Origin of the sequence: Corynebacterium halotolerans (genome assembly GCF_050107895.1) — a bacterium.
GTDB classification, from domain to species: domain Bacteria; phylum Actinomycetota; class Actinomycetes; order Mycobacteriales; family Mycobacteriaceae; genus Corynebacterium; species Corynebacterium halotolerans_B.
Genome location: NZ_JBNILW010000002.1, coordinates 100,912 through 120,095 on the forward strand (window position 1 = coordinate 100,912; position 19,184 = coordinate 120,095).

Here is a 19,184-nt window from a genome sequence, read left to right on the forward strand (position 1 = left end):
GCCCCACCCGGAGAAAGGCCCCACCATGAAAAGTCTCCACACCCGCATCATCACCGCCGCAGTCCTGGCATCTTCCCTGCTCCTGGGTGCCTGCTCCAGCGGTGAGGGCGAGGAGGCCGACTCCACCACGGAAACCTCCTCCTCCACCGTGACCTCCGCCGAGGAGTCCAGCTCCGAGGAGACGACCACCGAGGAGACCTCGGAGGAAGAGGAATCGGAGTCCGACGCCCAGGCGACGGAAGACGACGCCGCGGAGCCGGACGCGGAGGGTGATCAGGCCGAGGACCCCGCGCAGGCCCCGGCTCCGGCAGCCCGGGCGAATGAGAACGGGGCACCGGCCCCGCAGCAGGGCCAGGAACAGGACGCTGCCGCCCAGCAGCAGGCGCAGGGTCAGCAGGAGGCACCCCAGAACCAGGGCCCGGCAGACCGGCAGTCCGTGATCAACGGCATGAATGGCGTAGCCGCCGCGTCTGGCGAAGATCTCAGCGCCTTCCCGCAGGAAGCCCTGGATATGGTGTACGGCTGCATGGCCGACTCCCTGATCGGACAGGGTGCGAACGATCTGACCCACTCGATCGCCAACCAGCAGGACCGTGCCCTGACGGCGGAGGAGTCCGGCATGCTGCAGACTGCGACCCAGACCTGCTACAGCCAGCTGGTGGGCTAGCTCGGCTACCAAGTTGGAATCCGGCGCACGGACAACAGGCGGAACCCGGGACCCGGGTTCCGCCTGCTGCGTTGTGGAGGATCAGGGCAGAAGGTGTCCTGAGTGACCGCCACTCCGAAAGAATTGTTCCCCTCAAGCGCAGTCACCGCCCGGAGGGCGGAACATCACCCGTCATGACCACCTTGTCCCGGGCGTCATCCCAGCGGAATTGGGCGGTGGTCCGGCCGGAGGCCGCCGCGTTACTCTCGCCTTCTTGGGGCCAGCGCCAGGTGACCTGGATGCTGGCGTCATCCAGGCGTTGGACGTCCGGGCTGAAGCCATAGGCCTCGCTGGTGGCGGTGCCCAGATACTGCCCCTGGTGGAACAGCATGATCTGGTAGGGCGAGGAGCTGGTGCCACCCTCGATCGGGAGCACGATCCAGGACAGCGGCTGGCAGGGGTCGTACCCATCCGTGGAGGCGTAGTTGGTGTCCCAGGGCCAGCCATTGTGGGTGGGCACCTGTCCGACCCAGCGTTGCACGGCCTGCTCTCCGGTCAGGTCGGTGCATTCGGTGCTGTCCGCCGGGGCCGATTCACTGTTCTGTGTCATCCCGGGGTCCGCCGTCGTACTGGTCTCCTCCACGGGCGAAGCTGTGGTTCCCAGGGTGGGTGAGGGAGCCGGTGCCGCGGAAGGGTCGGAGTTCTCGGTGGGCGTGTCCACCACCGACGACGGCCCCGGGTCTTCCGGAGTGGTGTTCTCCGCACAACCCACGACCAGTGCCAGGGCGGCCACACCGGCGGCGGTCACCAGAGTTCTGCGGGGCAATCGGGGCACGCTCATGATCCTCCTCCGGAGTGGCTCAGCTGCTGACAGCAACTATGCCGTGTGAAACCGGTTTCCGGAAGAGAACCGGGCAGTATTTCCCCGAGTAACAATGCCGCGCCCCTGCTCAGGCTGAGCAGGGGCGCGGCGCCGCTGGTCCGGGGCGTCGTTGAGCGGCGGGCCTACTTCGCTTCCGGCTTGACCATCGGGAAGAGCACGGTCTCGCGGATGCCCAGGCCGGTCAGAGCCATGAGCAGGCGGTCAATGCCCATGCCGGTGCCGGCGGTCGGCGGCATGCCCTGCTCCATGGCGGCGAGGAAGTCCTCGTCGAGCACCATGGCCTCCTCGTCGCCGCCAGCGGCCAGGCGGGCCTGGTCCTCGAAGCGCTCGCGCTGGATGACCGGGTCAATCAGCTCGGAGTAGCCGGTGGCCAGTTCGAAGCCGCGGACGTAGAGGTCCCACTTCTCGGTCACGCGCGGCTTCTCGCGGTGGTCACGGGTCAGCGGGGAGGTCTCCACGGGGAAGTCCTTGACGAAGATCGGGCCCTCGAGCTGGTCCTCACAGAGCAGTTCCCAGATCTCCTCGACGAGCTTGCCGTGGCCCCAGCCGCCCTTCTCCGGGACCTCGAGGCCGATGACCTTCGCGATCTCCTTGAGCTCCTCGACGGTGGAGTCGATGGTGACCTCGGGCTGGCCGGGGTGCTTGCGCTGCAGGGCCTCGTTGAGTGAGGGGTACATCTCGATGACGGGCCACTCGCCGCCGAGGTCGTACCCCGTGCCGTCGGCGAGGGTCACCGTGGTGGAGCCGAAGACCTCCATGGCCACCGACTGGACCAGGTTCTTGATGGTCTGGGCGCCGTCGGCGTAGCTGCCCCACGCCTGGTAGGTCTCCAGCATGGCGAACTCGGGGCTGTGGGTGGAGTCCACGCCTTCGTTGCGGAAGTTGCGGTTGACCTCGAAGACGCGGTCGATGCCGCCGACCACGGCCCGCTTGAGGAAGAGTTCGGGGGCGATGCGCAGGTAGAGGTCGATGTCCAGAGCGTTGGAGTGGGTCTGGAAGGGACGGGCCGCGGCACCGCCGTGCAGGGTCTGGAGCATCGGGGTCTCGATCTCCACGAAGTCCTGGCTCTCGAGGTAGTGGCGCAGGGCGCGCATGACCTTGATGCGGGTCATGGCGTTCTTGCGGGCTTCCTCGCGCATGATCAGATCCGTGTAGCGGTGACGGACCCGGGTGTCCTCGGCCATCTCGGCGAAAGACACCGGCAGCGGGCGCAACGACTTGGCGGCCAGCTGCCAGCGGGTGGCCATGATCGACAGCTCACCACGACGCGAGGAGATGACCCGTCCGGTCACGGAGACGAAGTCCCCGAGATCCACGTCCGACTTCCAGGCCGCCAGAGCCTCCTCGCCGACCTCTGCCAGCGAGAGCATGGCCTGCACCTGGGTGCCGTCACCATCCTGGAGGGTGGCGAAGCACAGCTTGCCGGTGTTGCGCATGAAGATGACGCGGCCGGCGATGGAGTGCACGACCTCGGTCTCCTCACCGGAGGTGAGGTAGGTGACGCCCTGCTCATTACCGGGCTCCTCCCCCTCAGCCAGGATGCGGAACTGATCGCGCAGGTCAGCCAGGGAGATGGTGCGTTCGACGGTGACCGGGTAGGGCTCCACGCCACTGTCGATCAGGCGCTCCCGCTTCTCTCGGCGGATGCGCAGCTGCTCGGGAAGGTCATTGGTCTGGGCCTGGGAATCCTTAGCTTTCGTCACGCCTTCACAGAGTAGTCCATCGGTGCCGGGGGTCCGCAGTTCAGGCGGCAGGGTGGTGCCGGAGATCAGATCGGGGCCACCGGCGCAGCCACCATGGCACCGCGATTGCTGTCCGACGGTGGCTGTTCCGGCGGAAGGGCACGGGCTTTGCCACGGGACTGCCGGTCCCCGGTGCCCCAGTGGTTTGTCCGGCAGCACCCGGCGCAGCGCCCTACCGTTACAAATCTGATATCACTTTTATCGCTGTTCGCTGATAAACTGATATCAGATTAATTCACGGCCATGAAATGATCATCCATGAAAACTCCCCGATCACAGGAAGGCAGGGCCGCCAGCATGAGCGCCCCGAACCACCCCAACCCGAGCACCCCAGATAACTCCCCGGACAATCCCCCGGCCACCACGGAGGTCGCCGAACGGCCCGTCGGCCACGGCGGCGCCAAAGTCGAGGTCACCGAACGGCAGACCTGGACCGCCGGCGCCGGCCTGGCCGGCACGGCCCTGATCGTCATGATCCTGCTGATCTTCGCCGCCGCCGGAGCCATCATCCTGGCGGGCATGGAAATCGCCCATCCGGGCCTCATGATCCCGGTGGCGGTCATCGCCATCATCCTGTTCATCCTGCTGGCCACGATGATCAAGGTGATCAACCCCGGCCACACCCTGGTGGTGCAGTTCTTTGGCCGCTACCTGGGCACCAACCGCCGCACCGGACTTTCCCTGGTGCCGCCCCTGACCACCGCAAAGAAGGTCAGCGTCCGGGTGCGCAACTTCGAGACCGAGACCATCAAGGTCAACGACTCCAACGGGAATCCCGTCAACATCGGCGCGATCGTCGTCTGGCAGATCGCCGACACCGCCAAGGCCACCTTCTCAGTGGAGGACGTCGAGGAATTCATCACCTCCCAGGCGGAGTCCGCGCTGCGGCACGTGGCCACCACCCACCCCTATGACGGCGGTACCGCACACAACCCCTCGTTGTCCGGCTCCACTGAACTGGTCTCGAACGAGTTGGCCGAGGAAGTGGCCGCCCGGGTCAACATCGCCGGACTGGAGATCATCGAGGCCCGCATCGGCTCACTGTCCTACGCCCCGGAGATCGCACAGGCGATGCTGCAACGCCAGCAGGCCGGAGCCATTGTCGACGCCCGGGAGACCATCGTCGAAGGCGCCGTCAGCATGGTGGAGACAGCCCTGGACCAGCTGGAGGCCAAGGAGATCGTGGACCTGGACCCGGAACGGCGCGCCGCGATGGTGTCCAACCTGCTCGTGGTGCTGTGCTCGGACACCAATGCCCAGCCCATGATCAACACGGGTAGCCTCTACACCTAAAGACCATGGCCAGGAAGAATGTCGCCCTGCGCATCGACCCGAAGGTCCACGAGGCGATTGCACGGTGGGCAAATGATGAGACCCGCAGTATCAACGCACAGATCGAGGTGATGCTGCGGGACAGTCTGCGTCAGGCCGGCAGACTCCCCGGGGACGCGGGGGACCTGCCCCGGCGCGGACGGCCGCCGGTCCGGCGCGAGGACGATACCGGCAACGACACCGACGGGAAGTCCCGCGGCGTCGTCAAGCGTGACACCGACACCTAGGAGTTTCCCGATGGCACTGACCTGGACGCCGCGGATCGACCGCGCCCTGCAACAGGCGGCGCAGGCCCATGCGGGCCAGCGGCGCAAGAGCGGCGCAGCCCCGTACATCTCACATCCGGTGGCGGTGGCACTGCTGGTCTCGGAGTACACCGCTGACGAGGATGTGATCGTTGCAGCTCTGCTGCATGACGTCCTGGAGGATGTGCCGCCCGAGGTCTACGGGGCGCGGCAGATCGAGGCGGACTTCGGACCGCGGGTGCTGGAGCTGGTGCGCGGAGTGTCGGAGGACAAGACGGCCGGGTGGCCGCAGGCACCGTGGCTGGAGCGCAAAAAGGGGTACCTGGCCCGGCTCCGGGAGGTGCCGCGGGAGTGCGTGCTGATCTCCGTGGCGGATAAAACACACAACCTCCACTCCCTGTGCGCCGATCTGGAGCAGCAGGGGGCGGAGGTGTGGGACCACTTCAACGCCTCAGCCGAGCAGACGCTGTGGTTTCAGCGCGCGGTGGCGGAGGTGGTCCGGTTGCGGTTGGGTGAGCACCGCGCCACCAGTGACCTGGAGGTGGCGGTGGGGCGGCTGGCCGGGCTGGTGGCCTGATCCTGCCGGACTAGACCAGCCAGTCGTTGGGGCTGAACAGTTCGAAGTGAACGGCGACGGGGCTGGCGTCCCCATCCAGCGCGGCAAGCTGGCCGCGGATGTTCTGGAGGAAGAGGTTGCCGCCACAGAGGTAGACGTCCGCGCCGGCCGGGATCTCGGCGGCGATGTCGATGAGTTCACCGGCATCGCGGTAGCTGGTCCGGTAGGTGACGTTCGGCAGCTTCGTCACCAGTGTCTCGGTCTGCACGGCCTGGGCGTGGGAGTCCCGGTTCTCATCGGCGTGCAGCACAGTGACCCTGCGCTCGGAGGCGGTGTCCGCGAGGTAGGACAGCATGCCGACCATCGGGGTGGAGCCGATGCCGCTGGAGATCAGCACCACCGGGGCCTCGGGGTGCTCCGTCTCATCCAGCACCAGGTCACCGGCGGCGAGAGTGGCGTCGATGAGGTCACCGACCTCGACATTGTCCTGCAGGTGACCGGAGACCTCACCGTCGCGGTTGACCACGATGCGGTACTGGGTGGCGTCCCCGTCCACGATGGAGTACTGACGCAGCTGGCGGGCCCCGTCGGGCAGCTCCACGCCGACGGAGGTGTACTGGCCCGGTTTCGGTGCGGTGAAATCACCGGCGAGGACGTACTGCGTGACCGTCTCAGTCAGCTGCTCCTTGGCGATGACCTCCGCCTTGCGGAAGACGTCCCCCGGAGCGACGCCGCGCTCGTCGTAGAGGTCCTTCTCGGCCCCGATCAGCACGGCCGCCATGAGGTCGTAGACCTCGGTCCACGCCTCAGCGACGTCCGGGGTGACCACGTCTGCGCCGAGCACGTCCACGATCGCGGCGAAGAGGTTCTCGTAGACGATCTGGTACTGATCCTCGGTGATGCCGAGGGAGACGTGCTTGTGGGCGATGCGGCTGAGCAGATCGACCGGATCCGGGGCGTCCGGATCAATGAGCATGGAGGCGAAGGTGACCACGGAGGCGGCGAGCGCCTTCTGCTGCGCACCGGACTTCTGGTTACCGCGGTTGAAGGTGTTCGCGATCAGCTCGGGGTGAGCGGTGAACATCTTCTTGTAGAACAGCGGGGTGATCTCCTCGATCTTCGCCCCGATCGCGGAAATGGTGGCCTTGACGGTCTCCTCGTGCTCGGGGGTGAGCCGTGACCCGGTCTTGAGCATGGTCTCCACAGACATGTACGTGATCCTCCTGGCGCATTGAGCTACTGGCTTCCTGACTGCCAGTCCGACTGCCCCGGAAGGCCCCAACTGGCACTGCCCAGAACTTTACACGGCTTTATCCGTGTTAATTAAATCAAGGTCAGAGATTCTGATCACATTCCTGCGCCCATGTGGTGGGCAGCCCACCAGCGACCTCCGAAATAGCACATCTTCCGCCACCTCAACTGGGATTCAACCGAAGTTCATTCGGCGGTCACCACGATTCCGCCGGGAGGACACGCCCGAACCGTAACCTTCTCAGCCGAATCACCCAATCCTCTTAACTATTTTTGGAGTACCCGTGGCACTTAAGGGCCTCAGCCTGCTCAGCAACAAGTTCGCCTCTTCGCGCACCAAGATGACCTGCACCTACAAGTGCGGCAACGCCTGCTTCGGCGAGTGTGCGAACCAGACCTCAAACCCCTACTTCGGCGACCTGATGTCCCGCCGCTCCGCTCTGAAGGCGGGCAGCCTCACCGTCCTGACCGTCGGCACGGGTTCCGTCCTGGCCGCCTGCTCCTCGGGCGAGGCCAGCAGCCAGGCCTCCGGCTCCTCTTCCGGCTCCTCCTCCGGCCAGCCGGCCACCACCGACGGCCCCGCCTACGAAGGCATGCGGTTCACCCCCGTTGAGCCGAACACCGAAGACGCCGTCGTGATCCCCGAGGGCTACGAGCAGTCCGTGCTGATCGCCTGGGGCGACCCGGTGATTGAGGGCGCCCCCGAGTTCGACATCGACAACCAGACCCCCGAGGCCGCCGCGCAGCAGTTCGGCTTCAACAATGACTTCGCCGGCCTGGTCGAGCACCCGGAGGATGACAACCGCCTGGTTTACGTCTGCTCGCACGAGTACTCCACCGAACCGAACATGTTCAAGGGCTATGACGCGGAGAACCCCACCCGGGAGCAGTTCGAGATCGGTCTGGCCGCCCACGGTCTGACCGTGCTGGAGGTCTCCAAGGTCAACGGCACCGGTGAACTCAAGCGCGAGTTCGGCCCGCTGAACCGCCGCATCACCGGCACCACCGAGTTCCGCCTGGTCGGTCCCGCCGCCGGTTCCGACCTGGTCAAGACCGAGCAGGACCCGGACGGCGAGATCGTGCTGGGCACCCTGAACAACTGCGCCGGCGGCGTCACCCCCTGGGGGACGATCCTCTCTGGTGAGGAGAATGTGGACCAGTACTTCGGCAACACCGACCTACTTGAGGACGAACAGCTCAAGGAGCGCCACGCGCGCATGGGCATCTCCGGCGGGGAGAGCGACCGCAAGTGGGAGCGCTTCGATGACCGCTTCGACGTGGTCAAGACGCCGAACGAGCCGAACCGCTTCAACTACATCGTCGAGATCGACCCGCTGGATCCCGAATCCACCCCGGTCAAGCACACCGCCCTGGGCCGTTTCAAGCACGAGGCCGGCAACATCCACATCGCCGAGGACGGCACCGTGGTCTGCTACTCGGGTGATGACGAGCGTTTCGACTACCTGTACAAGTTCGTCTCCTCCCGGCAGATGGAAGAGGGCAACCTCGAGCACAACATGACCATCCTGGACGCGGGCACCCTCTACGTGGCCAAGTTCAACGGCAACTCCCCCGAGTCCGAGATCGACGGCTCCGGCGAGCTGCCGGAGGACGGCGCCTTCGACGGTGACGGTGAGTGGCTGCCACTGCTGACCGTCGAGGAGGACGGCTCCGCCGAATCCCACGTGGACGGCTTCTCCGCCGAGGAGGTCGCGGTGTTCACCCGGAGCGCCGCCGACGTGCTCGAGCCGACCAAGATGGACCGCCCGGAGGACGTCGAAGTCAACCCGGTCAACCAGAAAGTCTACGTCGCCCTGACCAACAACTCCTACCGCGGCGCGACCGGTGAGAACGCCGAGAAGTCCCAGGAGGGTCCGACCGAGGTCGCTCCGATCACGGAGAACAAGAACGGCCTGGTCATGGAGATCGAGGACGACCACGGCGGCACCTCCTTCACGTGGAACCTGCTGCTGGTCTGCGGTGACCCGAACGCCGCCTACTCCTACTTCGGCGGCTTCGACAAGGCGAAGGTCTCCCCGATCTCCTGCCCGGACAACCTGGCCTTCGACTCCCACGGCAACCTGTGGATCTCCACCGACGGCAACGCCCTGGACTCCAATGACGGCCTCTACGCCGTGGCTGTCGACGGCGATCGTCGCGGCGAGGTCAAGTGCTTCCTGACCGTCCCCGTCGGGGCCGAGACCTGTGGCCCGATCGTCAATGACGAGCGCGTCCTGGTCAATGTCCAGCACCCGGGCGAGGGCGACGACGCCAGCGCAGATAATCCGCAGACCCACTGGCCCGACGGCGGGAACGCCGTGCCCCGCCCGGCCGTAGCCCAGGTCTGGCCGAGCGGCGGCGGCAAGGTCGGCATGGAGAACGCCTAGCAGCACCAGCTCCCGCCGCGCCGGAGCCACAGCACCAGCACCCGCTGCCCCCTCCGCCCTGCCCCGGCAGGAAAAGTCGGAGACGGTGGGTGCTGCGGTCATACGGGGGCGGGGATACGGAAACCGGCTGACCGATGTTCCGGACACACCTCGGAAGGCGCTTCCTCAGGTGAGGACCCGGGGCTCCCCAGCTCTCCATTCTTGTGATTCAACCGAAACGCTACAGAAACCCGGCGTCCACTTCCCGCCACTATCCCCTGGGAGGACAGGTTGGCCATCCACGGCCGGCCGCCACACCGGAGGATTCCCATGAGTACATCCCTGGCCACCTACATCGCCCTGCCCGGCAGCACCAAGGAAGCGTTCACCCACTGGCACAAGGTTTTCGGCGGGGAGCTGAATCTGCTCACCTACGCTGACACCCCGATGGAGGGGATGCCCTTTGCGCCGGATCCGGCCGCCGTCGCGCACGTCACCCTCCACCTGCCCGGCGGCGTCCTCGCCGGCGGCGACACAATGCCCGGTGACGAGGACAGGTATCCCATCCGCGACACCGCCTATTCCCTGCTCTACACCGTGGACGACGCCGAGGAGGCCCACGAGTTCATCCGGAAGCTGGTGGATGGCGGCGGTTCGGTCAACATGCCCTTCGAGAAGGCCCCCTGGGGCGACTGGTACGGACAGATCTTCGACCGCTTCGGCGTGATGTGGGCGTTCTCCACCAATCAGACCACCTAGCCGACGCCGCGGGGTACCCGCCGCCCCTGCCGCGGTACCGTCTGGGCCGGTGCCACCGGTGCCGCCGCGAACGAGGTCTTCAACATCACCAACGGTGACCAGTTCCGCTGGTCCCAGCTGTGGCCGGTCTTCGCGGAACACTTCGGCATGGATTACGCCGCCCCGCAGCAGGTGTCGTTGGCGGAGACCATGCCCACCAGGCGCGACGTCTGGGAACAGCTGGTGGCGAAATACGATCTGGTGGAGACCCCCTTCGACGAGCTCGTCGGTTGGGGCGTGGGCGACTTCCTCTTCCACCAGGAGGCCGACAACATCACCTCCACCGTCAAGGTCCGGCAGGCCGGCTTCGCCGACGCCCTGGACACCGGGACCCGGTTGCCGCAGCTCTTCGGGGGCCTCATCGACAAGCGCATCCTGCCGCCCACCCTGCGTCCGGAGACCCATGGAATCTGATCCTCACGTGGAACTTTAGCGGATCGTTATATTAAGGATTTTCCCAGCAAGAGCACCCGGTATCTCTTCGGTTCTCTAATTCCGGTGAGACCTGCGGCACCCATGGCACCCTCATCCCCGGTATGTCTGGAGGGTGTATCCGTTGCCCACCATGCGGGTGAGGCGCCGGCGCCCCTGCCAACCGTCTCATCACATTGAAGCGGAGGAGCTTCCGCCATGTTTGATCGACTAGCTAAAGCGCTGAGGCTGAAGACCGACCCCGGAGTGTTCTTCGTCGCCATCGGCATCATGCTCGCCTTCGTGCTCATCACGATTTTCTTCGGCGACTGGGTCGGGGATGTCTTCGGCACCGCCTCCGATTGGCTCATGTCCAATCTGGGCTGGTTCTATATCCTCGGTGTCTCGGTCTTCCTGGTCTTCCTGATATTCATCGCCTGCACCCGGTTCGGCCATGCCCGTCTGGGCAGCGACGACGAAGAGCCGGAGTACCGGACACTGACCTGGTTCTCCATGCTCTTCGCCGCCGGCATCGGCTCGATCCTGATGTTCTGGGGCGTGGCCGAACCGATCTCCCACTTCGCCAACCCGCCGATGGGGGACGTGGCACCGGAGACCGCGGAAGCCGCCAACCAGGCCATCGCCTTCACCCACTACCACTTCGCGCTGCACACCTGGACCATCTTCGCGTTGCCTTCCCTGTGCTTCGCCTATTTCATCTACAAACGGAAGATGCCGCCGCGGGTCAGCTCCATCTTCTCCCCGCTGCTGGGATCCAAGGTCTACGGGCCGATCGGCAAGACCATCGACGTCGTCGCGCTCATCGGCACGGTCTTCGGTGTCGCCGTGTCCGTTGGCCTGGGCACCCTGCAGATCAATGCCGGGTTGTCCGAGCTCTTCGGGGTCGAGGTCTCCCCACTGGTCCAGCTGATCATCATCATCGTGATGACCTCGATCGCCTCGGTCTCGGTGGCCCTCGGTCTGGACCGCGGCATCAAGATCCTGTCGAACATCAACATCTACATGGCGATCGCCCTGCTCGTGTTCATCATCGCCGCCGGTCCGACCGTGCTGATCCTCAAGGGCACCATCGAGTCCGTGGGCACCTACCTGAGTTGGCTGCCGGACCTGGCGTTCTGGAACAACACGGTCCCGAACTCGCCGGACAACGCCGCCTGGCAGAACACCTGGACCGTGTTCTACTGGGCCTGGACGATCACCTGGTCGCCCTTCGTGGGCATCTTCATCGCCCGTATCAGCCGGGGCCGCACCATCCGTGAGTTCGTCGCCGGAGTGCTGGCGCTACCGGTCGCCTTCTCCCTGCTGTGGTTCGGTGCCTTCGGCACCGCTTCCTTCAACATCGAACAGAACGGTGCGGGCGGCCTGGTGGATCGCGTCGTCGACCAGGGCGACATCCCCGGCGCGCTGTTTGAGTTCCTCTCCAACTACCCCTTCGCCGGCTTCGTGTCCGGCGTGGCCATCCTGATCGTGATCATCTTCTTCACCACCTCGGTGGACTCCGCCGCCATGGTCACGGACATGATCGCCTCCGGTGAGGAACCCCGCTTCGCCCCGATCCACCAGAAGCTGACCTGGTCCGTGATGATGGGCGCGGTCGCCGCTGTGCTCCTCACTGTTACCGGCGAAGGTGGTCTGAGTGCGCTGCAGCAGGTGATCATCGTCATCGGCCTGCCCTTCTTCATCATGGGGTTCATCCAAATGTGGAGCCTCTGGGTGGCGCTCAACGCGGACATGGGACGCCCCACCCCCGTGGTCACCAGGCAGTGGAAACGTGCCTACACACCAGCAGACTGGGAGAAGAACGAAGGCGTGCCCTCCCCCGAGCCGATCGGCCCAGTCCACCACATTCCGGACGATTCCGTGGCGGACGGCAGCGGCTTCAACCCGGCCGTGGTCGGTGCCGTGCTCGAGGAGTACGACAAGAAGAACGGACCGGACTGGGGCGAGAAGGTCCGCTACATCGAAAGCTCAAGACCGGTGGTGCCGGGGGCCGGGGGCAGCACCGCGGGCATCCGACCAGGGAACGGAGCGGAGAACGCTGACCGCCTGGGCCGCGACGTCGATAAGCAATCCGAGTAGACACCACCCGAGCAATGGTCCTGCCTAGGCAGGGCCATTGCTCTCCCCAGGGAACAGATAAAGGTTCTGTGATCTAAAATAGGTAGCACACTCCCGTTCTGGGTCAGTGATCCCGGAAGTTCAAGCAGTTCCGGTTAGTTGACATTGCGAATGAGACCAGGAGATTGGCATGCCCCGGAGAATTCCCCTCATGGTGGCCGCACTGGCCGTCACCACCGCCACCACGCTGACGGGGTGCACATCCATCCCGGCTGATGCCGCGGGAACCCTGGACCGGGCGCGCGGCGGCACCCTCGTGGTCGGGGTTTCGGAGCATCACCCGTGGACCGACGTCTCCCCGGACCGCCGGTACTCCGGCTCCGAGGTGGAGCTGCTCGAGAGCTTCGCAGACAGCATCGACGCCGAGATCGAGTGGCACGCCGCTCCCGAGTCCGTCCTGGCCGGCCGGATCAAGAACGACCTGCTCGACGTCGTCATCGGTGGCCTGACCACCTCCACGCCGTGGACCACCCACATGGCCATCACCCGCTCCTACGCCCAGGTCGACGGCGAGAACATGGTCATGGGTGTGCGGATGGGCGAGAACGAGCTGATGGTGGCGCTCGAGCGGCACCTGGCACAGGAACACGGGGAGATATAGATGCTGACCAGAACTGAACCCGCCCTCGGCTCCGGTGTCGAACGACTGCCCGATGAGCAGCGCGAAACCCTGCGCAAGGCGGTCCGCCTGGAATGGATCACCATCGGCTGGATCATCCTCACGGTGATCCTGGTGGGCCTGGTCGCCGGCCAGTCCCAGGCAATGAAGAGCGCCTGGGCCGAGGACATGATCTCCCTGGTGCCGCCGATCGCCTTCCTGGTGGCCACCCGCATCATCAAGTCTCCTCCCAGCCGCAAGCACCCCTATGGCCCACACCGCGCGATCGCGGTGGCCCACCTGGTGGCCGGGGTCGCGCTGTTGGCGATGGGCCTGTTCCTGGTCTACGGCGCAGTATCAGCGCTGATCAACGTGGAAAAGCCGCCGATCGGTCTGCTGGTGCTGTTCGGCCAGGAGTTCTGGTCCGGTTGGCTGATGATCGCCGTCATGGTGATCACCTCCATCCCGATGGTCATCCTCGGCCGGATCAAGATCAAACTGGCCAAACCACTGCATGACAAGGTCCTCTACGCCGACGCCGACATGGCCAAGGCCGACTGGGGCACCGCCGTGGCCACGATCGTCGGTGTGCTCGGCATTGGTGTCGGCCTGTGGTGGGCGGACGCGATCGCGGCGCTGGTGATCTCCGCGTCCATCCTCAAGGACGGCGTGACCAATATCCGCGCCTCCATCTCCGGGCTCTCCGACGCCCGCGCCACCACCTACGACAACTCCGGGCCGCACCCACTGACGGACGAAGTCGAGGAACTGGCCCGCCGGATCGACTGGGTGGACCAGGCCCGCGCCCGCGTCCGCGACCAGGGGCACATCTTCCACACGGAGATGTTCGTGGTACCGGTCGAGGACTACATGCCCACCCCGGTGCAGCTCGATGAACTGACCGAACAGATCGCCGACCTGGACTGGAAACTCCAGGACGTGGTCATCGCCGTCGTCTCCGAGATTGATCCGCAGCAGGTGCCCGCGGAGCAGTGAGTTTCCTGGGATGCTGGTAGAGGGCCTGAAATCCCTGACATTGGAGACTCCCGATGACCATCCCGAAACTGAACTGGAAGAACTGGCGGCATGTCCTGGTGGTGGTCGCCCACCCGGATGACGCGGAATACGGCCTGTCCGCCGCCGTCCATGAGTGGACCCGTGCCGGGATCCAGGTGGATTACCTGCTGCTCACCCATGGCGAGGCCGGCATGCAGCGGGTGCCGGAGGAGGCGGCCGTCATCCGTGCGGCCGAGCAGCGGGCGGCCTGCGACGCCGTCGGCGTCACCGAGCTGGTGATGTTCAACTACCCCGACGGGCACCTGGAGGAATCCATCGGTCTGCGCCGTGACATCGCCCGTCAGGTCCGCCGCCTGCAGCCCGATGTGGTGATCACCGCCAACTACGACATGGAGGCTTACGGCTCGCTGAACCAGTCCGACCACCGGGTGGCTGGCGTGGCCGCGCTCGACGCCGCGTGTGATGCCTCGAACCGCTGGTCCCACCGTGAACTTCTCGACGTAGAGGGCTACGAGCCCCACAAGGCCGATCTGCTGCTGGTGGCCGGCGCGAGCGAGCCGACCCACGCGGTGACGGTGGATGCCGCCGCCGTCGACGCCGCCATCACCTCACTGCACTGCCACGAGGCCTACCTGGCGGACCTACCCGACCACCCCGAGCCGGAGGTCTTCCTCCCGGAGATTCTGCGCGCGGGCGGTGAGAGCGCCGGGGCAGAACACGGGGTGCCCTTCCGGGTCTTCGGCCTGGGGGCGGAACCGGAGATCGACGGACCTGTCTCCGGTTCGGCGCAGTAGCGGAAGGTGAGCAGTTCCGCCGGGCCGCTGAGCCGGCGGTACCTGAAAACCACGTGAGACAAGGGCCTGGATTCCGGTGACACCATTCACAAAATATGGGAGAATCTTCCTTAACCGTGAGCCACAGCACAGGTGGACCCACGTGTGGTTGTCCGTCCCGGCCGCGGCCCGCTGTCCGGGGTTTGTAGTTCCTCCTGAAAGGATTCGGCGTGAACGCACTGGTACTCGTCGTCATCGGTGTCGCGATGATGCTGGCCGGGTATATCATCTACTCCAAAATCCTCGGCAAGAAGATCTTTCAGCTCAGTGACAGTTACAAAACCCCCGCCCACACGATGAAGGACGGGGTGGACTTCGTCCCCACCAACAAATACGTGCTGTGGGGCCACCACTTCACCTCCGTGGCGGGTGCCGCGCCGATCGTCGGCCCGGCTGTCGCGGTGATCTGGGGCTGGCTCCCCGCCTTCCTCTGGGTGACCATCGGCACCGTCTTCATTGCCGGCATGCACGATCTGGGTGCCCTCTGGGCCTCCCAGCGCCACAAGGGGCAGTCAATCGGTACGCTGTCCGGCCGCTACATCGGCCGCCGGGGGCGCAACCTCTTCCTGGTGGTCATCTTCCTGCTGCTGCTCATGGTGGTCGCCGCCTTCGCGGTGGTCATTTCCGGCCTCCTGGTGTCCACCCCGACCTCCGTCATCCCGACCTGGGGGGCGCTCGTGGTCGCCCTGATCGTCGGCCAGGCGATCTACCGTTGGCGTTGGAACCTGGCCGTGGTCTCCATCGTCGGAGTGGTCGCCCTGTACTCGTTGATCATCCTGGGTGACAACGTCCCGGTCGTCCTGCCTGATTCGGTCCTGGGGCTGAACCCGAACGCCGTGTGGATCCTACTGCTCTTCGTCTACGGCGGCATCGCCTCCCTGCTGCCGGTCTGGGTGCTGCTGCAGCCGCGGGACTACATCAACGGCCTGCAGCTCTTCGTGGGCCTGGGGGTCCTCTACGGCTCCTTCCTGCTGACCGCCCCGACACTCGTCGCCCCTGCCCTCAACGACGCCGTGCCGGAGGGCACCCCGCCGATGTTCCCGCTGCTCTTCGTCACCATCGCCTGTGGTGCGATCTCCGGATTCCACGGCATCGTCGCCTCGGGGACGTCCTCGAAGCAGTTGGACAAGGAGACCGACTCCCGCTTCGTCGGCTACTTCGGGGCCGTGGGCGAGGGACTGCTCGCCCTCGGTGCGATCATCGCCACCACCGCAGGTTTCCGTTCCCTCGCCGAGTGGGAGTCGATCTACACCGCCTTCAACGAGGGCGGCGTGGGTGCCTTCGTCCAGGGCGGCGGCAACCTGATGAACGAGGGCCTGGGCATTCCGGCCTCGCTGTCCGCCACGATTCTGGCCACCATGGCGGTGTTGTTCGCCGCCACCACCATGGACACCGGGGTCCGCCTCCAGCGTCTGGTGGTCCAGGAGATCGGCGAGATCATGGGATTCCGGCCGAAGGCCCTGCTCGCCACCGTCGTCGTGGTCGTCCTCGGCCTGGCACTGACCTTCTCCGCCGGTGCCGACGGCTCCGGTGGCATGCTGATCTGGCCGCTGTTCGGCACCACCAACCAGCTGATGGCCGCGCTCACCCTGGCGATCCTCTGCGTGATCCTGGCGCACCTGCGCCGTCCCTACTGGCCCATCCTCATCCCCCTGGTCTTCGTCATGGTGATGAGCCTGTGGGCGGCGATCATCCAGCTGCAGACCTTCTTCGACGACGGCAACTGGCTGCTGCTGGTCATTGACGTCATCATCCTCATCGCCGCGGTCTGGGTCACCGTGGAGGCCATCGGTGCCCTCAACCGTGCCCGCAAGGAGCCCAAGGTGGTCTGGACCGACGAGGACGTCGACGCCCCGTTGCCTGCGGGTGCCCCGGCAGGCGTGGAAGAGGATCCGTTGACCGCCTCCGCTCCAGCCTCCCGTGAGGCGGACTAGATGTCGCTCTGGGAGAAGCTGCGCCAGGTCAACGACACGTTGACCGAGTACTACGCGGCCCCCTACCGTGCCGCCTTCGTGAAGGCCCGGCAGCAGGAGGACGACCTGTTCATGCTGCTGGTCCTCTCGGAGGCCCTCGGCGTGCCCAATCCCGCCAGCTACTACACCCTTGAACTCCTGCCCATCGTCTACGAGGACTTCCACGACTGGCACCGCCGGATGGGCATGGAGCACTCTCCCCTGGACAACATCTCATGCTGCTAGAACATCTCCGCGGCCAGCGCACGCTCTTCTTCGGTGGCAAAGGCGGCGTGGGCAAGACCACGCTCGCCGCCGCCACCGCCACGGCGCTCGCCGCCGAATCCCGCCGCGTGCTACTGGTGTCCACCGACCCGGCTCACAACCTGGGACACATCTGGGACCGGACCATCGGCGACCGGGAGGTGGAGGTGCTGCCCGGACTGCACGTGCTGGAGATCGATCCGGCCGCCCAGACCCGGCGCCACCTCGCCCGGGTGGAGGGCACCATGCGGGCGATGATGCCCGAGCACCTCCACGGGGAAGTCCACAGGCATCTGCAGTTGGCCGAGCAGTCCCCCGGTACCCACGAGGCGGCACTGCTGGAACGGATCGCGGAAATCGTTGCTACTGCTGTCGGCCGCTTCGACCACGTGGTGTTCGACACCGCCCCCTCGGGCCACACCAGTCGCCTGATGGACCTGCCGGAGATCATGTCCGCCTGGACCGACGGTCTACTGGACCGCCGTGCCCGGTCGGAGAAGTTCAGTTCGGTGATCCGGGGTCTGGGGCCGACCGGCCGCGACACGATGGTGGCGGAGGATCCGGTGGACCGCCGGAACCGTAAGCTGCGCTCGATTCTGCTGGAACGGCGGGAGAAGTTTGAACGGTTGCGGGCGGAGTTATCGGATCCGGGTGCCTGCCGGTTCTTCATCGTGCTCACCGCCGAGCGCATGCCGGTGCTGGAGACGCTGGAATTCCACCGCGGGCTCACGGAGTCCGGCGTCACGGTGGGGGCCTGCGTGGTCAACCGCATGTCCCCGCTGGATCAGGGGACATTCCTGGCCGAGCGCGCCGCGATGGAGGCGGGGTTTGTGGCCCAGCTGCTCGAGGGACTTCCGGGCACCCCGGTGGTTCAGCTGCCACTGCTGTCCGGTGACGTCACCGGCGAGGCGGCGCTGCGGGAGTTTGCGGCGATGTTGTGATTATCCGTTGCGACGGGACCGACTTCCCTTACACAACGTCTGGCGGACGAGAACGAGGAACGGGACGGTGGCGTCCGCCAGGGGAAACAGGTCCTGTGGGTTGATGCGCAGCACCATATAACCCTGGTTCTGGAGTGCCTTCTCCCGGTCGCGTTCCGCCAGCACCGTCTGCTCGAGGGGACCGTAGGTTTCCCCGTCGTATTTCACCCGTCCGTCGATCTCAATCACCAACCACCCGTTGACCAGCAGATCCACCCGATAGACGCGACGGGTGTGCGGATCGACGATCTGCGCCTGCACCTCAATTGTCTTGATTTCCTCCATCTGGGTCAGCAGCAGATAGCGGGCATGAGACTCCGGGACGCTGTCTGAATTGGTGACCGAGAGCCGGAGCGCCTGGTGAACCCCGGCCAGCCCGTGGAACCTCCGGAACCCCCGCAGTATCGTCTCCGCCCGTTTCTTGCTCAGCTCCGGATGCTTGCGGAAGATGGAGTCGAAGCACACGACTCCGTGTAATTCACCGTGATAGCGCGTGATGTCGGCGGCGGTGCGCAACAGCGTGGTCACCCGAATGCCGTGCTCAGTGTGAACGTGGTGCCCAGGCAACAGGCTGGCGAACACCCTGGTTCCCTTCATCCACTTGGCCCGCCCCGACGGCTTCCCTGTTCCCGGCAGAGTCAGCTCCACCACATCGGCGTGCCCGAGGACACTAAGACCGTGCAATCTGGCTGCCGCCATCCCCGACACCACGGCACTCCTGGTCCCCAGCCCGACCGCCGCCGCCTTCGCCTCGCATTTCTCCCAGGGCTTGAGCTCAGCGAAACACCGCTGCTCCATCACCATCGTCTTCGTGAGCCGTATGAGTTCGCCCCGGTCCAGCCGCCGCCAGAATTTCTCATCCCGCTGTGACACCCGCCGCGTATCAATCAATCCGAAATGCTTCCCCCAGTCGCGCATGTACTGATTGTCAGCGACTGCCCGGGAGCTCACCACGTCTGTCTTCTCGGCCGCCCCGAAACTGTGGATTACCCGACTTATCCCCAGCCCCGGGAGCGGCCGGGTTGCAAAGACGAGTTTCCCACTAAGGTTCACCGGATCTGCCCCGCCCACTCCAAATTGGTCGGACCAGGAATGCCGGGTGCGGGTCTTACCCGGTATTTTGGCTCAATGAATCAGCCGAATCCGGTGTTCCTCAGCCGGTATCTCCTAC

Annotated in this window: 17 protein-coding genes and 1 pseudogene; 14 read left to right on the top strand and 4 right to left on the bottom strand. The window is 65.6% G+C overall.

All coding sequences use genetic code 11. The features are described from left to right. Nucleotides 1-25: 25 nt before the first annotated feature. Nucleotides 26-667, top strand: a complete 642-nt coding sequence (locus tag ACQCVD_RS02775) for a hypothetical protein (RefSeq protein ID WP_426822172.1) — start codon at nt 26-28, stop codon at nt 665-667. 142 nt (nt 668-809) lie between these two features. On the opposite strand, the gene ACQCVD_RS02780 is transcribed toward ACQCVD_RS02775, so the two are convergent. Together ACQCVD_RS02780 and lysS are read right to left on the bottom strand one after the other, a co-directional pair. Continuing rightward, nucleotides 810-1,487 (bottom strand): LppP/LprE family lipoprotein, encoded by a 678-nt coding sequence (locus ACQCVD_RS02780; RefSeq protein WP_426822173.1) that lies wholly within the window; start codon nt 1,485-1,487, stop codon nt 810-812. 164 nt (nt 1,488-1,651) lie between these two features. Next, nucleotides 1,652-3,232 carry a lysine--tRNA ligase gene (lysS, locus tag ACQCVD_RS02785; RefSeq protein ID WP_426822174.1) on the bottom strand — a complete coding sequence of 527 codons (1,581 nt, stop codon included), beginning with the start codon at nt 3,230-3,232 and terminating at the stop codon, nt 1,652-1,654. 630 nt (nt 3,233-3,862) lie between these two features. On the opposite strand from lysS, the pseudogene ACQCVD_RS02790 reads away from it, so the two are divergent. From ACQCVD_RS02790 to ACQCVD_RS02800, 3 genes and pseudogenes are all read left to right on the top strand, one after another. After that, nucleotides 3,863-4,564, top strand: a pseudogene (locus ACQCVD_RS02790) (SPFH domain-containing protein); the annotation flags it as partial. A gap of 5 nt (nt 4,565-4,569) precedes the next feature. Then, nucleotides 4,570-4,830: an Arc family DNA-binding protein gene (locus ACQCVD_RS02795; protein ID WP_426822175.1), complete on the top strand. Its 261-nt coding sequence runs from the start codon at nt 4,570-4,572 to the stop codon at nt 4,828-4,830. A 10-nt stretch (nt 4,831-4,840) separates the two neighbouring features. Then, nucleotides 4,841-5,425, top strand: a complete 585-nt coding sequence (locus ACQCVD_RS02800; protein WP_426822176.1) for an HD domain-containing protein — start codon at nt 4,841-4,843, stop codon at nt 5,423-5,425. A gap of 10 nt (nt 5,426-5,435) precedes the next feature. Here ACQCVD_RS02800 and ACQCVD_RS02805 read toward each other — a convergent pair whose 3' ends face one another. After that, nucleotides 5,436-6,614, bottom strand: coding sequence for a globin domain-containing protein (locus tag ACQCVD_RS02805; RefSeq protein ID WP_426822177.1), 1,179 nt, complete (start codon nt 6,612-6,614; stop codon nt 5,436-5,438). A gap of 325 nt (nt 6,615-6,939) precedes the next feature. Here ACQCVD_RS02805 and ACQCVD_RS02810 point away from each other — a divergent pair, with 325 nt between their 5' ends. The 10 genes from ACQCVD_RS02810 to ACQCVD_RS02855 all read left to right on the top strand — a co-directional run bounded on the left by ACQCVD_RS02810 (nt 6,940) and on the right by ACQCVD_RS02855 (nt 17,974). After that, nucleotides 6,940-9,042: a PhoX family protein gene (locus ACQCVD_RS02810; RefSeq protein WP_426822178.1), complete on the top strand. Its 2,103-nt coding sequence runs from the start codon at nt 6,940-6,942 to the stop codon at nt 9,040-9,042. A 309-nt stretch (nt 9,043-9,351) separates the two neighbouring features. Continuing rightward, on the top strand, nt 9,352-9,780 hold the full coding sequence (locus ACQCVD_RS02815) for a VOC family protein (protein ID WP_426822179.1): 429 nt from the start codon (nt 9,352-9,354) through the stop codon (nt 9,778-9,780). Nucleotides 9,781-9,927: 147 nt separating this feature from the next. Beyond that, entirely contained in the window at nt 9,928-10,233 is a 306-nt protein-coding gene (locus ACQCVD_RS02820) for a hypothetical protein (RefSeq protein ID WP_426822180.1), read from the top strand. A 216-nt stretch (nt 10,234-10,449) separates the two neighbouring features. Further along, the gene (locus ACQCVD_RS02825; protein WP_426822181.1) at nt 10,450-12,330 is read left to right on the top strand and encodes a BCCT family transporter; all 1,881 of its coding nucleotides are present in this window, start codon (nt 10,450-10,452) and stop codon (nt 12,328-12,330) included. 190 nt (nt 12,331-12,520) lie between these two features. After that, nucleotides 12,521-12,970 carry a transporter substrate-binding domain-containing protein gene (locus tag ACQCVD_RS02830; RefSeq protein ID WP_426822387.1) on the top strand — a complete coding sequence of 150 codons (450 nt, stop codon included), beginning with the start codon at nt 12,521-12,523 and terminating at the stop codon, nt 12,968-12,970. Then, a complete protein-coding gene (locus tag ACQCVD_RS02835; protein ID WP_426822183.1) occupies nt 12,971-13,963 on the top strand; it encodes a cation diffusion facilitator family transporter in 993 nt (330 codons plus the stop codon). Nucleotides 13,964-14,016: 53 nt separating this feature from the next. After that, entirely contained in the window at nt 14,017-14,778 is a 762-nt protein-coding gene (locus tag ACQCVD_RS02840; protein ID WP_426822184.1) for a PIG-L deacetylase family protein, read from the top strand. 209 nt (nt 14,779-14,987) lie between these two features. Continuing rightward, nucleotides 14,988-16,751 carry a carbon starvation CstA family protein gene (locus ACQCVD_RS02845; protein ID WP_426822185.1) on the top strand — a complete coding sequence of 588 codons (1,764 nt, stop codon included), beginning with the start codon at nt 14,988-14,990 and terminating at the stop codon, nt 16,749-16,751. Continuing rightward, nucleotides 16,752-17,015, top strand: a complete 264-nt coding sequence (locus ACQCVD_RS02850; protein WP_426822186.1) for a cory-CC-star protein — start codon at nt 16,752-16,754, stop codon at nt 17,013-17,015. It abuts the gene before it with no gap. Then, nucleotides 17,006-17,974, top strand: coding sequence for an ArsA family ATPase (locus ACQCVD_RS02855; protein ID WP_426822187.1), 969 nt, complete (start codon nt 17,006-17,008; stop codon nt 17,972-17,974). The genes ACQCVD_RS02850 and ACQCVD_RS02855 overlap by 10 nt, the downstream gene beginning before the upstream one ends. Here the strand turns inward: ACQCVD_RS02855 and ACQCVD_RS02860 are convergent, their stop codons facing one another. After that, nucleotides 17,975-18,904, bottom strand: a complete 930-nt coding sequence (locus ACQCVD_RS02860) for a DUF559 domain-containing protein (RefSeq protein ID WP_426822188.1) — start codon at nt 18,902-18,904, stop codon at nt 17,975-17,977. Nucleotides 18,905-19,184 lie beyond the last annotated feature (280 nt).